General features: G+C 44.3%; 12 protein-coding genes and 1 pseudogene. 5 read left to right on the top strand and 8 right to left on the bottom strand.

The window, feature by feature from the left end; genetic code table 11:
• Nucleotides 1-402 precede the first annotated feature (402 nt).
• Together F6K52_RS19550 and F6K52_RS19545 are read left to right on the top strand one after the other, a co-directional pair.
• Nucleotides 403-1,708: pseudogene (locus tag F6K52_RS19550) on the top strand (transposase).
• A gap of 468 nt (nucleotides 1,709-2,176) precedes the next feature.
• Entirely contained in the window at nucleotides 2,177-2,623 is a 447-nt protein-coding gene (locus F6K52_RS19545) for an anti-sigma regulatory factor (RefSeq protein ID WP_293081212.1), read from the top strand.
• A 25-nt stretch (nucleotides 2,624-2,648) separates the two neighbouring features.
• Here the strand turns inward: F6K52_RS19545 and F6K52_RS19540 are convergent, their stop codons facing one another.
• Nucleotides 2,649-2,936: a DUF6439 family protein gene (locus F6K52_RS19540; RefSeq protein ID WP_293081209.1), complete on the bottom strand. Its 288-nt coding sequence runs from the start codon at nucleotides 2,934-2,936 to the stop codon at nucleotides 2,649-2,651.
• 81 nt (nucleotides 2,937-3,017) lie between these two features.
• Between F6K52_RS19540 and F6K52_RS19535 the strand changes: the two genes are divergently transcribed.
• Nucleotides 3,018-3,461 (top strand): DUF2203 domain-containing protein, encoded by a 444-nt coding sequence (locus F6K52_RS19535; RefSeq protein WP_293081205.1) that lies wholly within the window; start codon nucleotides 3,018-3,020, stop codon nucleotides 3,459-3,461.
• A 28-nt stretch (nucleotides 3,462-3,489) separates the two neighbouring features.
• Here the strand turns inward: F6K52_RS19535 and F6K52_RS19530 are convergent, their stop codons facing one another.
• Nucleotides 3,490-4,830, bottom strand: coding sequence for a heterodisulfide reductase-related iron-sulfur binding cluster (locus F6K52_RS19530; protein ID WP_293081202.1), 1,341 nt, complete (start codon nucleotides 4,828-4,830; stop codon nucleotides 3,490-3,492).
• A gap of 174 nt (nucleotides 4,831-5,004) precedes the next feature.
• On the opposite strand from F6K52_RS19530, the gene F6K52_RS19525 reads away from it, so the two are divergent.
• Nucleotides 5,005-5,127, top strand: coding sequence for a hypothetical protein (locus F6K52_RS19525; protein WP_293081199.1), 123 nt, complete (start codon nucleotides 5,005-5,007; stop codon nucleotides 5,125-5,127).
• Here the strand turns inward: F6K52_RS19525 and F6K52_RS19520 are convergent.
• A complete protein-coding gene (locus tag F6K52_RS19520; protein ID WP_293081197.1) occupies nucleotides 5,124-6,431 on the bottom strand; it encodes an FAD-binding oxidoreductase in 1,308 nt (435 codons plus the stop codon). The genes F6K52_RS19525 and F6K52_RS19520 overlap by 4 nt on opposite strands.
• A gap of 162 nt (nucleotides 6,432-6,593) precedes the next feature.
• Here F6K52_RS19520 and F6K52_RS19515 point away from each other — a divergent pair, with 162 nt between their 5' ends.
• The gene (locus F6K52_RS19515) at nucleotides 6,594-8,189 is read left to right on the top strand and encodes an FkbM family methyltransferase (RefSeq protein WP_293081194.1); all 1,596 of its coding nucleotides are present in this window, start codon (nucleotides 6,594-6,596) and stop codon (nucleotides 8,187-8,189) included.
• Between the two features lie 101 nt (nucleotides 8,190-8,290).
• Here F6K52_RS19515 and F6K52_RS19510 read toward each other — a convergent pair whose 3' ends face one another.
• The 5 genes from F6K52_RS19510 to F6K52_RS19490 form a co-directional block, all read right to left on the bottom strand.
• Complete coding sequence (locus tag F6K52_RS19510) at nucleotides 8,291-9,106, bottom strand: hypothetical protein (protein ID WP_293081191.1); 816 nt, start codon at nucleotides 9,104-9,106, stop codon at nucleotides 8,291-8,293.
• 102 nt (nucleotides 9,107-9,208) lie between these two features.
• The gene (locus F6K52_RS19505; protein WP_293081188.1) at nucleotides 9,209-10,690 is read right to left on the bottom strand and encodes a cobyrinate a,c-diamide synthase; all 1,482 of its coding nucleotides are present in this window, start codon (nucleotides 10,688-10,690) and stop codon (nucleotides 9,209-9,211) included.
• A 143-nt stretch (nucleotides 10,691-10,833) separates the two neighbouring features.
• Entirely contained in the window at nucleotides 10,834-12,189 is a 1,356-nt protein-coding gene (gene opcA / locus F6K52_RS19500) for a glucose-6-phosphate dehydrogenase assembly protein OpcA (protein WP_293081185.1), read from the bottom strand.
• An 81-nt stretch (nucleotides 12,190-12,270) separates the two neighbouring features.
• The gene (gene zwf, locus F6K52_RS19495; protein ID WP_293081182.1) at nucleotides 12,271-13,800 is read right to left on the bottom strand and encodes a glucose-6-phosphate dehydrogenase; all 1,530 of its coding nucleotides are present in this window, start codon (nucleotides 13,798-13,800) and stop codon (nucleotides 12,271-12,273) included.
• A 254-nt stretch (nucleotides 13,801-14,054) separates the two neighbouring features.
• On the bottom strand, nucleotides 14,055-14,391 hold a 337-nt coding region (locus F6K52_RS19490), incomplete at its 5' end, for a transaldolase family protein (protein ID WP_293081179.1).

Raw genomic sequence — 14,391 nt, 5'->3', positions numbered from 1 at the left:
GCACATCCGTTGATTTGGTAATGGGGAATTGGTGATGGGAAATTGCTAGCTTACCCAACAGTGGTACGGGTGCATCTCAGTTTTGCAATTAGGCAAAAATTCGGGAGAAAATTCCCACACTCCCCACACTCCCCACACTCCCCACACTCCCCACACTCCCCACACTCCCCACACTTCTGAGACTTGCGATCTTTTTTACAAATATGAGATGCACCCAGTGGTACGGGCATATATATATAGTTTCTTTATTAGAAAGCCTAACACTGAAAACTCCGCCACAAAGCGAGCGGAGATGAAAGTGTAAGCGCGACTTTAGTCGCCTTGAAGAAAATACAAACAAAGACTTGCTAATTTGTGCTAGGCGTGTTAGCATAATAATTTAACAGAAAAGGTCGAGTTCTGATGATAATACTTGAGTTCAAGGCATACGGAAACAAAGCACAGTATCAAGCCATAGACAAAGCTATTCGGACTGTTAAGTTTATACGAAATAGCTGTCTTCGTTTGTGGATGGACAACAAAGGGCTAAGCAAATACGATCTGAATAAGTACTGCAAGATTTTAGCCAAAAACTTTCCTTTTGCCAACGAATTGAACTCAACTGCCCGACAAGCTGCGGCTGAAAGGGCGTGGTCATCAATCGCTCGTTTCTTTGAAAATTGTAAAAAGAAATTACCTGGAAAGAAAGGTTACCCCAAGTTCCAGAAGCATTGTAGATCGGTTGAATATAAACAGTCAGGATGGAAACTTTCTCCTGATAAGAAATCGATTGCTTTTAGCGACAATAAAGGAATTGGGAAGCTGAAACTCAAGGGTAAATGGGACTTGTGGCGCTTCGAACAGAAATTAATCAAGCGAGTTCGTATAGTCAAAAGGGCTGATGGTTATTACGTTCAGTTTTGCATCTGTGTCGATGTAAAAGAACAATTAAAGCCTGCTGACGCTACCGTGGGATTAGATGTAGGACTAAAAGAGTTCTACACCGATTCCAGAGGCAATACAGAACCAAATCCCCGTTTCTACAGGAGTGGGGAGAAGCGTCTAAAATTTTATCAACGCCGAGTTTCTCGGAAACAGAAAGGCTCATCCAATCGTAATAAAGCAATTAATAGACTAGGCAGGCAGCATCTTAAAATAAGTAGGCAGCGTCAAGAACATGCCAAGAGACTGGCACGTTGCGTAATCCGGTCTAACGACCTGGTCGCCTACGAAGATTTAAGAGTCAAGAATTTGGTAAAGAATCACTGCCTAGCTAAGTCTATTAATGACGCTGGTTGGTATCAATTTATAAAATGGCTAGAGCATTTTGGAACTAAATTTGGCAGGGTCACAGTTGCTGTCAATCCTGCCTATACAAGTCAAAACTGCTCTGAATGCGGTGAGGTAGTGAAAAAATCACTATCAACCAGGACTCACATTTGCAAATGTGGTTGCAGATTAGACCGTGATCACAACGCCGCAGTCAACATTTTAAACAGAGCCTTGGGTACGGTGGGGCACACCGGAACCTGGATTGACCGTAGGTCACGCTACGCGAACGTCGATCAGTTCGCGTAGCGTCGGCATGGCCTACGGCCAAGCCAAAGGCGAACGCCGAAACGCTTCGGGAGATTTGACCTCTACTGTTCTTGGTTCAGGCCAGGATCAGCAAGTCGAGTCATTGAGCGAAGAATCCCCGCGCCTAATGGCCGGGGAGTGTCAAGTATAGTCTTTATATATAGTCTCAATTATCTACATCAATTATTTACCTATTTCACTGGTATTTCATGAGGAAATTACCCAGAAGGGTCTGGTCTGGTCGAAAATTTTCTGATACTATAGACGTAGGGAATCAGAAACAAACAAGGTTAGGCAACATGAGTGACGCTAAATTAGCATAGTGCTATTTAGGAATTTTTACCATTGAGCTGATCTGCCACCGAGCTGATAGGTACAGCAGCAAAAGAAACTTATTGAAATAATCAACATAATAATTAACCATGGAGAGGTTGTAGTTTAGCTATGCCACCAGAAATCTTTATTTCTGAATATATAAGCCAACCTCAAGAAATCGAGAGTTCCTAGTCAGGTGATCTCTGAGCACGATTCTGTTGTGTTCAGCTTTAACCCGATCAACATCAGGCATCTAGCCTCCTATTATATCAAGTCCACCAAAAAAAAGCTAGGGGTTTCTTGAGTGATTGCCACATCTTTGAGTCCGGCTGAGTGCGGTTGGGAAACGGTTAGCTTTGCTTCTACCCTTTACCTTTGCCCGATCCTAGATTTGCTTCTTGAACAAATTCCCAATAAATGGCAACCGGAACTCCGGCTGGGATTACAAGAGGCATTAGTGAATGCAGCAAAGCACGGTAATAATTTAGACCCAAGTAAGACCGTAGAGGTTCAATTTTCAGTAGTCAATGGTGAATATTGGTGGGTAATTTCAGATGAAGGGTCTGGTTTTACCAATGGTGATGACCAAGAGATTCCCGATGTTACCCTACCCTGCGATGAATCAGAAAGCGGTAGAGGCATGAGCCTGCTTCACCAAATCTTCGATAAGGTCCTCTGGAACAACCAGGGCACAGAAATTAGACTTTGTAAACAAGTTAACCACCCCTCTAAGCGTCCCCTATTTTCTTAAGCACCTATTTTACTTAGGGCGCGCGTTACTTAGGGTTTCGTGTCCCATGAGTTGGACATGGTGGAGCTGAAATAGAGCGGTCTAGCCATCCAGATGCTTGGCGCAATCGTTCAAGGGCTTCTTCTGGATGTTCATTGAGCAGAAATACCAAAGCAGCAGCAGCTTGCTCACTAGCTCGGGCAGAGCGATTAGACTTTAGGCGATGCCAATCATTCGGCCTGATCGCCAAACGCTCTGCTAAGGCTTGAGCCAATTCCAGAGTGGTAGGTTCCATCTTAGCATCAGTTTTGGGTAATTGGATGGATTCAGGCATTGTTTTTTGAGTGCTGAGTGGGGGAGTGTGTCAGTGCTTGCCAACTCAAGACTATTTTAACTTAGGATTTACGATTGCTATATGCCTCCAGAATCGTTTCAATCATCTTACCGTAATTCACGAAAAAATAGACAGGATCAACAAGATGTGAATGAGTTTGAAGAGGAATTGGCTCAGATCGAGCGGACGCTTAATACTCTCAAGAAACGTTATACTCAGGTTGAGCAGGATCAGCGACAGCAAGCTCAACTCCAGGAGCGTCGAGAGCAAGTTAGGAAAGACTTGCGCAAGACTAAACGTAATACTACTAGTAATAATAATACTAAAACTAATAATACTAATAGTAATCGACAAGCCCTCAAGGCTGAGTTAAGGCAAATCCAGGAAAAACTGGAAGTCCTGGAGCTGAATTTAGAGAGTCAATTGTTTTCTTGGCATAGTCTTCGGGAACCGTTTTGGCATGGAGTGCGCTTTGGGGGATTGGGGTTGGTGATTGGTTGGATACTTAGGTCTTGTGTGAGTTAGTTACTTGTTGACAGTTGTTCTTGTGTGCCTAAAGCTTAATTCCTAATCCTCGAATCGAATAATCCAGTAACTCCATCGGATGCATTAAGGTAATGTCTTTTCCTTGGAGCTGCAAATGCTTCTTGATCTGCAATGAACAGCCTGGATTCGGGGAAGCAATTAACTCTGCGCCAGTATTCAATAAATTATTGACCTTCTGCTGTCCCAGCTCATCAGCTACTTCCGGTTGCAGCATGTTGTAAACTCCAGCACTACCGCAACACAAGGCGGCATCTATTGGTTCTCGTAAAGTCACTCCTGGAATTTGCCGCAATAACTGTCGCGGTTGTACACTAATCTTCTGTCCATGTAATAGGTGACAAGCATCCTGATAGACAATAGTCAATGGCTGATCCCTAAGCGGTGAAAGGGTTGCCGTTAGTCCTGCACTAACTAGAAACTCTTGGGCATCCTTTACCTTACCCGCAAATTCCTGAGCTTTTTGGGCATACTCGGGGTCATCTTCGAGGATGTGACCATACTCCTTCAAGGTATGACCGCAGCCAGCAGCATTAATAATGATGGCATCAACTCCTGTGCCCTCAAAGCTATCAATCATCTGTCTTGCCAAGGCTTGGGCTTGCTCTGTTTGTCCTTGGTGTTCTGGCAAAGCGGCACAACAGCCCTGGGTTTTGGGAATCACCACTTCACAGCCATTGGCGGTCAACACCCGCACCGTTGCTTCATTTACTGGGGAGAAAAACAACCGTTGCACACAGCCAAGTATTACTCCTACCCGGTAACGCTTCTTGCCCACAGAGGGAATAACATCGGGTAAATTATCCCGAAACGACTCTAGAGTAACTTTTGGCAGCATTGACTCCATGGCTGCTAAGCGAGGAGATAGCAGTTTGAGCCAATTCGTAGAGCGCACTAATTTCTGTACGCCCAAGGTCTGGTAGAGATATAAAGGAAACAATAATGAACGCAATCGCCCCGGATAGGGAAACAATCTAAAAATTAGCTGTCTAAACACCCAATCAGGAAAACTACGAGGCTGATTTCGCTGAACTTGATGACGAGTGGCGGAGATTAGCTTATCGTACTGAACCCCAGACGGACAAGTTGTTACACAAGCTAAACATCCTAAACAAGAATCGAAATGTTGTGTACTCCCCTCGGCCAGGGGAGCTTCCCCTTGACTAATTGCATTCATTAAATAGATCCGACCCCGAGGGGAATCCATCTCTTTGCCAAGCACTCGGTAACTCGGACAGGTGGAAAGACAAAAGCCACAATGAACGCAGGCATCAATTAATTCCTGCTTGGGCGGTTTTTGAGCATCAAAACCATTTTGCTTATTAGTGGTTAGTTCTTCGATATTGGTCATTTTTTAAAGGTTTTTCGCGTAGCGTGGCTAAAGGCCAAGGTTTAAGGTTGGAAGGTTTAAGGTTTAAGGTTGGAAGGTTTAAGGTTTAAGGTTGTAAGGTTTAAGGTTTAAGGTTTAAGGTTGAATAGTAATTGGTTAAAGGCTAATTGGTAATTGATGATTGATATAGCGTTTATGATAGTTATAAGATACTTTCAATTTTTTTACCCCGACTCCCGACTCCCGACTCCTGACTCCCGACTCCCGACTCCCGACTCCCGACTCCTGACTCCCGACTCCCTAAAAAACATAAATTAAATTCCTCCAACAAATCGACCAGTACTTAAAACATTTTTTGGGTCAAACTTTTGTTTAATGCTACGCATTACCTCTAATCCATTGCCTTGATATCCCCAAACATCTAACTCCTGCTTCAAGGTTATGGGGGCTTCTAATACTGTTAGAAATCCTTGTTCAGATTCACAATAACTGCGCATAGTTTTAATCACGTCTAAACTGACTGCTTCGGAGTTAAACCACACTTTACCTAAGCCACTTCTAACATGAATCACTCCCAATCCTCCCAAGCTTTCTAGGGTGATCAATGTCTTAGCAGCAGCAGTTGGTAATACTCCTATTTTGCAGACAATTGTTGAAGATTGTCGCGATTTCCCGATTGAGTTTGCCAATGATTCCCATAGATTCGTGTCATCACCGTTACTATAAAAACTATTCCGTAACCCTAACTGTTCTGCAACTGACTGTATTCGAGCACATTGCTCCTTGACACTGTCTGCTACACTTTGGAACCTTACCATTAATCCCATATCCTGACCAATCCCTAATTCTGTGACTAACTTAGGGGATAATATATCTAGTGCTGTGGGAGTTAAGGCTGAGGCTAATACTGTTGTTACAGCTGAGGCAATTCCATCCATGTCACCTGTCAATACAATAGTTGCTGATGCTTCTGGTATTGGATACAGCCGAAAGGTTGCCTGAGTGATAATTCCCAGGGTTCCATAAGAGCCAGTAAATAGCTTCATCAAATCATATCCAGCAACATTCTTTACCACTCGACCCCCGGCTTTAGCGATTTGTCCATCACTGCGGACAAAGGAAATCCCGAGCAACATATCCCGAACCCCTCCATAACGTTGACTTAGGGAGCCGCTGTCTGCGGTAGCAATAATACCTCCAATGGTCGCTTCTTGGGGATAAGCTGGGTCTAATGCTATAAATTGACCGGTTTTTGCTAAAATAGCTTGTAAGTCAGCTATTTTAACTCCGGCTTCTACGGTAACTGTCAAGTCTCCTACGGCGTGGTCAATGATCTGGTTTAAGTTATTGGTACTTACTACGACATCAATGTCTTTACCGATACCTCCCCAGCCTAATTTACTGCTGTTACCACAGGGGAGGAGATGATAATGTTGGGAATGAGCTAGACCGATGACTTGGGCTAGTTGCTCGGGTGTGCTAGGGTAAACGATAGCTTTGGGAAGGGTGTCGGGAGCAATGGCTGGTTTGATTCGCTCTTGCCAGCTTGGATCTAGGTTTTCCCAGGTGTAGATATTGGAATTTCCGACAATTGGTTCGAGGGTTGAAGCGATCGCATTCATAAAAGCTGACGGGGTTTGTTGATCAGATTGTGGGATAATCCATATAGTAATCGTAAAGGATTGGTGAACAAAAACAGGTCATGATCGTCTTTCCTATTACCCGATCACTCTGTATTAGAGGTAAAAATAGGACAGCCAACCTTTGATTAAGAGAAAGCCGAAATGTCTGTCAATTATGCTGATTCCTATTGGAAATATCTCGAAACTGCTGGTCTGAATCTGGATTCAGAGACTTTATCTACTGTAGAGACCAGTATTGAAGGTACATCTTGGGATAATCCGACTTCTGCTATAGAATTGAACAACTGTGCTGTAGTAGCATTAATTGAAGCTGAGCAATGTGACAATTCATCTCTACGTGCCATGTATGTTGAGATGGCTTTTGATGCTTTGAATCAGGGAATTGAGTTGTCTGCTCATCCCCTGTGTGTTGCTCATTTAGCTCTAGTTTTCGCCATGACTGGAGAAATGGAGCAGGGGATACAAACAGCATTTCCAACCTTAATTAATACCTTACATCCTGCTGATATTAATCAGCAATCCATTCCTCTAGGACTAGTTTATCTACCTTCTGGAAATGGCTTTACAGGTAATCGTTATCAGCAATTGGCTCACATTCTAGATGCTGAGGATGGCTACGCTCAATCAATTTTTTTGTTAACTGAGGTTTTATGTCGCTCACAATTGGTATTTTATAATGCTACGGGATTGCGATTTCTCCATCTTGCTGTTCAACTATTCTCCGATTCCCCGTCTATTCATTTAAAGTTGGGAATTGCTAGCCTGGTCAATAGTCAATGGGAAGGATTATTTAATTTACACCAGGCTAAAAATTTGGCTCCCTATTCTGCTAGGATTATACAATCCCTATACCTGGCTTATCGAGATTTAGGACAGAGAGATTTAGCCAAGTATTGGCGAGATATGGGGCTAGCTAGGGCTGGGGAGATTAGGGAAGAAGATTCGGATGTAATCGGGTTTAAATGGACTCAATTGGAGATTGAAAGTCCATTTACTTATGTGACCTTTGAAGAGCAGTTACTATTAGCGGTTGAGCCAAGTCTCCGGAGTTTGGTGACAAGTGTATTAATTGCTCAAGGAGACTGGTTTGAAAAAGAAATGGAGTTTTGGCGCAACTGGCTCCAACCTGGGATGACTGTTATTGATGTTGGTGCTAATGCGGGAGTCTACACCTTCAGTGCTGCTTTACGAGTAGGAGCAGAAGGGTGTGTGCTAGCGGTTGAACCGTTTTCTGGTTGTGTTCGTTGTTTAGAAGAAACCTGTACTATTAATCAGTTAGACTGGGTGAAAGTGTGTGCAGGAGCAGCTAGCGATCGCAATGGTACTGCTCAACTGGCTCTTCATGGTGCTAGCGAACTTAATGAAATTGTTTCTAGTGATGAAGAAGCAACTGTCAAAGCAGGTAATTTTGAGGAGGTTTCTTGCTTTACTCTGGATAGCTTGATGGAGCAAGAAGCTATTAGCAGGGTTGATTTGTTGAAAATTGATGCAGAAGGTCATGAGCTGCAAGTTTTAGCAGGCAGCAATAGAATTTTAACGGAATTTACCCCAACGATACTGTACGAAAATATTGCAGGGAGTCGGGGTAGTAACCTAGCTGTTGCTGATTATCTCAGAGAAAGAGGCTATCAACTTTTTCAATATCAGCCTTACCTAGGGCAGCTAATTCCGATAAATTATAGGGAGGATTTACAAGGAAGACTCAATATTATTGCGTTGCCTGAAAGTGAATCTTGAATGATACAGATAGTCTGATTTGAGACTACTAAAACAGTAGTTAACTCACGGGTACTTAGACAGTTTATCAAGAGGCTTTAGATTTGGTTATCTCGCGCACACTAATTGACAAAACGACGTAAAGGTAATTGTCTTTGTTCTATACGAAAGTCGTGCAAGAAAGTTTCACCGCTAGTGTGGTTAGAAGTAGATGCAAGAAAGTTATAAATGTAATATCCTGGATCTGCACGTAACTGTATTGGAGGCTTATCTATATCAGCATAGTCTCCGCTACCTAGCTTTTCAGAAAGAACTTCTGCCGAAGGGTCAAGTCCTTGTGGAGTTAATCTATTCCAAATCAACTCTATCTGGATAATTTCTTCTCGACCAAAATAATTACCCTTGTAAAGGTTAACTCCTGTAACAATGCATCCACTTCTTTGAAGAACAGTTTCCTCGCCTCCTGTTCCTCCATATTGCATACCAACTTTAGGTTTGCCTAATCTAAAATCGGGGGTGATTTCAGCAAAAATTGGAGTAATAGCATCAATAATGTCACCGTGGCGAACTTTTAAGGCTACAAATGCTAATTCTTTACCCTCCAAATCAGGGTTTTGATGTTCTATATCTTCCCTAGCGCTCCTTGGAGAGGAAACACCTGGCGAAAACCGTGGTATATTTTCCTTCCCTGAGATAATAACTTGCTGAACCCCCTTCCTAATTTTCCAGTCTGAGATCAGGTTAGTAGTGATCAGAAAGCCAAGGGATTTTAACCTTTCATCAGCATCATCTGGTTCAAGAGCACGAAGAAGTAGCTTTGATTGGAGGTCTTTATCAGCCAGCCGAACATCCCAATATCCCTTGACAACTCCGCCTGCAACTGTGCCAAGTAGAGCTAATAAGCCAGTTGTTAATAAAGTACTTATTTCCTCAGCCATACTACCTTATTGCAAAATAAAGGATTTTATTTAAATGCTAGCCTACGGAGATATTAAGCTTGTCTGTTAATGAGAGGGCGTGATTGCCTGTGCAGTCCTGAACTAGCTTGTCACTCCCTCAAAAGTGAACTGCTGACAGCGTTCCACAAATCCCAGGGGAACCTCAAGACAACTACCCCAATGGAGATGAACATAGGAAGCATGGAGCTGATACACTTGCCACCCTTCGACTCCAAGCTTTCTCTGGTTATATCCCCATAACTCAAACAAGGGATGGGAGGGCATGACTGTCAAGTGGGAGCGATGAAATTCATGTCCCCAAACCGTTGCTCCGACAGGTAACAACGGTCCATCGCGCAAAGCAGTTGCCTGTCGATATCCTAAAGTAAGGGATTTTCCCATCACCGTAACTGTTGGTAATACCCCTACCATTGACCAAGATTTCCCGTCAAAATCTGTAATCTGCTCCCCTAAATACATCAATCCGCCACACTCAGCATACGTGGGCATTCCTGACTCTATCGCTATTCGCACTGACTCTCGCGCACTACTATTTTCCGCGAGTTGCTCAGCAAAAACTTCTGGAAAACCACCACCAAAGTACATCCCCTGTACATCAGCAGGTAAAGTTGTATCGGTGAGGGGACTCCAATACACTAACTCTGCTCCTAGCTGTTCCAAACTATCGAGATTGTCTTGGTAATAGAAACTAAAAGCGCGATCGCATGCTACAGCAATTCGGATTAGGGCAGGTTGCAGGTTAGTAGAGGTTACAGGTTGCAGGTTAGTAGAGGTTACAGCTTGCAGGTTAGTAGAGGTTACAGGTTGCAGGTTAGTAGAGGTTACAGGTTGCTGGTTAGTAGAGGTTACAGGTTGCTGGTTAGTAGAGGTTACAGGTTGCTGGTGGCCAACCTTCAACTCTGAGTGAAGATGTTCCCAATTAAAGCAATTCTGTCCTAGATCAGCAAGTCGGTTAATCAAAGCATCCAGTTGAGTAATTTCAGCAGTAGGTATCAACCCCAAGTGCCGATCGGGAATAGTTATATTATCCTGACGCTTTAGCTCTCCTAATACAGGAATGTGTAACGGTTCGAGAGCATCCTTGAGTAATTCCAAATGCCGTGAGCTTCCGACTCGATTCAATACTACCCCAGCTATGGTAATCCTGGGATCCAAGGATTGATAGCCATATGCGATCGCAGCCACGGAACGAGATAACCGAGAGCAATCCAACACTAATAACACTGGCACGTCTAACAGCCGTGCTACATGAGCTGTGCTGGCAAAATCATCCTTTCCTGATGCTCCATCAAATAACCCCATCACCCCTTCAATCAGGGCATAATCTACTCCCTGGCAATGGCGATCAAAGCAATCTTTAACATAATCTTCACAGGTTAATACTGGGTCTAAATTTCGACAAGGACGTCCAGTAACCCGCTGATGAAACATCGGGTCAATGTAATCCGGACCGACTTTAAAGGATTGAATTGTATAGTTACACCTGGATAAATACGACAATAGGGCGAGCGTAACTGTTGTTTTGCCCACCCCACTACGTTCACCAGCGATAATTAAAGCCATTTAACAGTTAAAGGTTGAAAGCGATTGCCTGGCCGTTCGCGTAGCGTGGCCTAAAGGCCTAAAGGCCAAGATTTTTAGGTTGAGTTCTACCATAGAAAGGTTAAACATACAACTTGCTAACCTTCAACGCTTCTGTCAAACCTCTAACTTGTTACCGTCAAATTCAAAATTTCCTTGGTCACTGCCATACTTTCTTCGTATAGCATCTCCCGACCCCAGCGTTGTAATTGCTGAGAGAGCAAAAACTCTGTCTTTTGGTCAAACAAGGGTGATACCTGCTGAATGCGGCAAGACTGAGCACCACCACCAGCTTCCATGCGCATACAACCAGTGGTTTGTGAACACAACACAGTGCAGCAATCAGCTTGCAGGTTGGTCGAACCCAAGCGCAGGCTAATCAAATCACCTGCCACATCTCCGACATCAGCTACGGGGATAGCTGCCAATTCTGCTTCTACAGGTTGCTGGTTGGGTCTGATAAATTTAACACGCCGCAGGTCGTAATCCCCACCTTCTTTGAGATCAGACGTGGGAAGCCATTCTAAGCGAGACGCTAACCAACTGAGAAACATCAGTGCTTGAGCCTCATTCCCTTTTTCGTAATCAATGGTGACTTGATCAACTTCGTAGATTGCCCCACGACGTTCTGGTGGATCAAACGCTTCTGCGGTTAACTCTTGCCATGCTGCCAACCGTGCCCAATTTAGGTCAGCCACTGGTGTGCCCTGATTGATCAGCTCACACATTTGTGATAGCTGTTCCTCTGGATTGCTAAAGCTACTTGAGTCAACAATGACGGTATTACTTAGCCCTGCTAAGCGTTGGAACAACCCATAATTAGGGTCAGGAGTTCCCTTCCACCACAGGAATTTCGGCAGTTCTCCTAACATCAATTCCGAAATTACACCGCTAATCCGTTCCAAAGCAGCAGCGGTGCCAGTTAGGGTGATGTATTCACAACATATTAATGTACTCTGGCTTTGCTTTTGAATTGGGCAAGAGGCAGATACCTGAGCCTTAACCCCTTCATCTTCCCCAGCAATAGGACAAAGGGCAATAATGCGACAGGGGTTAGAGGCTGCGATCGCATCGGCAATTCCAAATCCTTCTAAATCACCGGAATACTCTAGCTTCTTCTGGGTATCTCCCTTCTGGACAGATTCATTGTATTCCTGCCGTAGTTTTGCCTTAGTCGCGTCATCTGCTTTACCTGTTTTTTCCAATCCGTAGGCTTTCTGTGCTGCCTTGAGAGCAGCCACCATGCGCGGACCTACGATACCATCAATTGGACCGGAATAATATCCCAGTGCTGCTAAGAGCTGCTGGGTTTCTTCGGGTTCATAAACCACTAAACTAAAGGTGGTTGCCCTGATCGCACTGGGCGAATCACCATTTTCACCATAGCTTTGCCAAATTTGACGCAGTTCCGCTTCAATTTCACCCAAAGAAACATCTTTGGGTGGTTGTATTGAAAGCACCGGAGGAGATTGTGTAGCCATAGCAATTTACTTGTTTTGTGTCAATAGTCATTACTCACTAGTCATTAGTCAGTAGTTATTAGTCACTACTGACTAACTAACTTAAAGTCTGCGCCAGCGACGTCCATCTCGATTAATTAGGTGTTCGGCTTCCTTCGGTTCCCAAGTGCCTGCTTCATACTCAGGTATGGATGCTGGATCAGCTGGACCATCCCAAGCTGCTAAAGCTGGTGTCACTACCCTCCAGGCTTCTTCCACTTCATCAGCACGAGTAAACAACGTTTGATCCCCTAACATACAGTCAAGTAAAAGCCGATTATAGGCATCAGCAGTTTCCACACCAAAAGAAGAACCGTAGCTAAAGTCCATATCTACGGTGCGGGTGCGCAAATCTGGTCCTGGCCGTTTCGCCTCAAAACGCAGAGAAATTCCCTCATTGGGCTGCAAGCGCAGGGTTAAGACATTGGGGCTAGTCTGCTGAGCTGCAGATTTAAAAATCATTAGGGGAACTTTACGAAACTGAATAGAGATCTCACTGACCTTCTTCGGCAGTCGTTTCCCCGTGCGCAGGTAAAAGGGAACTCCTTGCCAGCGCCAGTTATCAATCAGTAGCTTTAGGGCAACATAGGTGGGGGTAGTGGAATTGGGGTCAACCCCTTTCTCTTCGCGATAACCAGGCACTTGTTTGCCTTTCATCCAACCTGCTGCATACTGACCCCGCACTGCTGAATTTTCTAGATTATGAATATCTGCCAGGTGAGTAGCTTGAATCACCTTGACCTTTTCAGTACGGATACTGTCAGCGTCCAGAGCATTGGGAGCTTCCATGGCCGTTAGGCAAAATAGCTGCATCAAATGGTTCTGCACCATATCCCGCAGTGCCCCGGATTTGTCGTAGTAACCTGCCCGTTCCTCTACCCCTACCGATTCGCCTACGGTAATTTGGATATGGTCAACAAACTGGCGATTCCACAACGGCTCAAAGATAGCGTTACCAAACCGGAACACTAACAGGTTCTGAACCGTTTCTTTGCCCAGATAGTGGTCAATGCGGTAAATTTGCTCTTCTTTGCAGACTTTTTGTACCACCCGGTTGAGAGATTGAGCTGAACTTAAATCCTTCCCGAAGGGTTTTTCAATTACCAAGCGCTGCTTCACTGGGTCACTCAGCATTCCCGCTGCCCCCAATTGCTGGATGGCTTCTGTAAAGAATCTGGGAGCTACGGCTAAATAAAATACCCGGTTTCCCCGTGTTCCCCGTCTACCATCGAGTTCTCCCAAGAAGGCTTTCAGTTTCTGGTAACTTTCGGCTTTATCCATGTCACCGGAACAGTAGAACAAGCCATCGGCAAAGTCTTGCCACAACTCCTCCGATTGAATCCCATCGGAAAATTCCTCGATTCCCTCCCGCATTTGTTCCCGGAAGTAGTCATGAGTCCAATCTCGACGGGCAACACCAACGATGGTAATTTCTGGTGGTAAGCGTCGTTCTCGTTTAAGCTGGTAAAGTGCTGGTACGAGCTTGCGTTTAGTCAAATCTCCGGACGCGCCATAAATCACCATAATCAATGGTTCTGGCGTGCGCTCCTGTTGCAAGCCCACTCTTAAGGGATTTTCTAGCAGAGTAACCATCTTTGCCTATTGAAGGTGATCAAGGTGAAGGTTAAAGGTTAAAGGTTAAAGGTTAAAGCTTAAAGGTTAAAGGTTAAAGGTTAAAGGTTAAAGGTTGTTCTTTCCCAGGCTTCCCGTTTAGGGTAGGTTGAAGGGTGTTCGCTTAGGGTGGCCGAAAGGCCAAGATTAAGACTTTGCATCAGCTTTCTATCAAAGCGATTTTGTCACCCGACAACCTTCAACCTAAATTAACTGGCAACCTTTAACGTCTTCTATTACACTGTAGCCAATAATTTGACTTTGTTTTCTAAAGATGAAATTAAGGAATCAAAGGGCTTAACAAATTTAACGATCCCTTCATCTAGCAATTCATCCATAACTTGGCTGAGATTGATATTTACATCAGGATCGTTGAGAGAGTTGATGGTTTGGTAAGCTTCTTCAACACCTGTCTCAATACGACTTTCTGGGGAACAGTGATCGGCACAAGCTTCGATGGTATTGGGAGGCAGGGTGTTGACAGTATTCGGTCCAATGAGTTCATCGACATACATCACATCGCTGTAGGCAGGGTTTTTGGTGCTGGTGCTTGCCCACAATAACCGCTGTACC

It is taken from the genome of Moorena sp. SIO3H5, assembly GCF_010692395.1.
In the GTDB taxonomy this organism is placed as follows: domain Bacteria; phylum Cyanobacteriota; class Cyanobacteriia; order Cyanobacteriales; family Coleofasciculaceae; genus Moorena.
The sequence above is the reverse complement of the archived record's forward strand: the minus strand, read 5'-3'. Positions and strand labels throughout refer to the sequence as shown.

Excerpts from the sequence above, each read along its gene's own strand:
- F6K52_RS19520 (WP_293081197.1), bottom strand. The coding sequence starts at position 6,431 with ATGAATGCGATCGCTTCAACCCTCGAACCAATTGTCGGAAATTCCAAT.
- F6K52_RS19535 (WP_293081205.1), top strand. The coding sequence starts at position 3,018 with ATGCCTCCAGAATCGTTTCAATCATCTTACCGTAATTCACGAAAAAAT.
- F6K52_RS19510 (WP_293081191.1), bottom strand. The coding sequence starts at position 9,106 with ATGGCTGAGGAAATAAGTACTTTATTAACAACTGGCTTATTAGCTCTA.
- F6K52_RS19540 (WP_293081209.1), bottom strand. The coding sequence starts at position 2,936 with ATGCCTGAATCCATCCAATTACCCAAAACTGATGCTAAGATGGAACCT.
- zwf (WP_293081182.1), bottom strand. The coding sequence starts at position 13,800 with ATGGTTACTCTGCTAGAAAATCCCTTAAGAGTGGGCTTGCAACAGGAG.
- F6K52_RS19515 (WP_293081194.1), top strand. The coding sequence starts at position 6,594 with ATGTCTGTCAATTATGCTGATTCCTATTGGAAATATCTCGAAACTGCT.
- F6K52_RS19530 (WP_293081202.1), bottom strand. The coding sequence starts at position 4,830 with ATGACCAATATCGAAGAACTAACCACTAATAAGCAAAATGGTTTTGAT.
- F6K52_RS19505 (WP_293081188.1), bottom strand. The coding sequence starts at position 10,690 with ATGGCTTTAATTATCGCTGGTGAACGTAGTGGGGTGGGCAAAACAACA.
- F6K52_RS19525 (WP_293081199.1), top strand. The coding sequence starts at position 5,005 with ATGATAGTTATAAGATACTTTCAATTTTTTTACCCCGACTCCCGACTC.
- opcA (WP_293081185.1), bottom strand. The coding sequence starts at position 12,189 with ATGGCTACACAATCTCCTCCGGTGCTTTCAATACAACCACCCAAAGAT.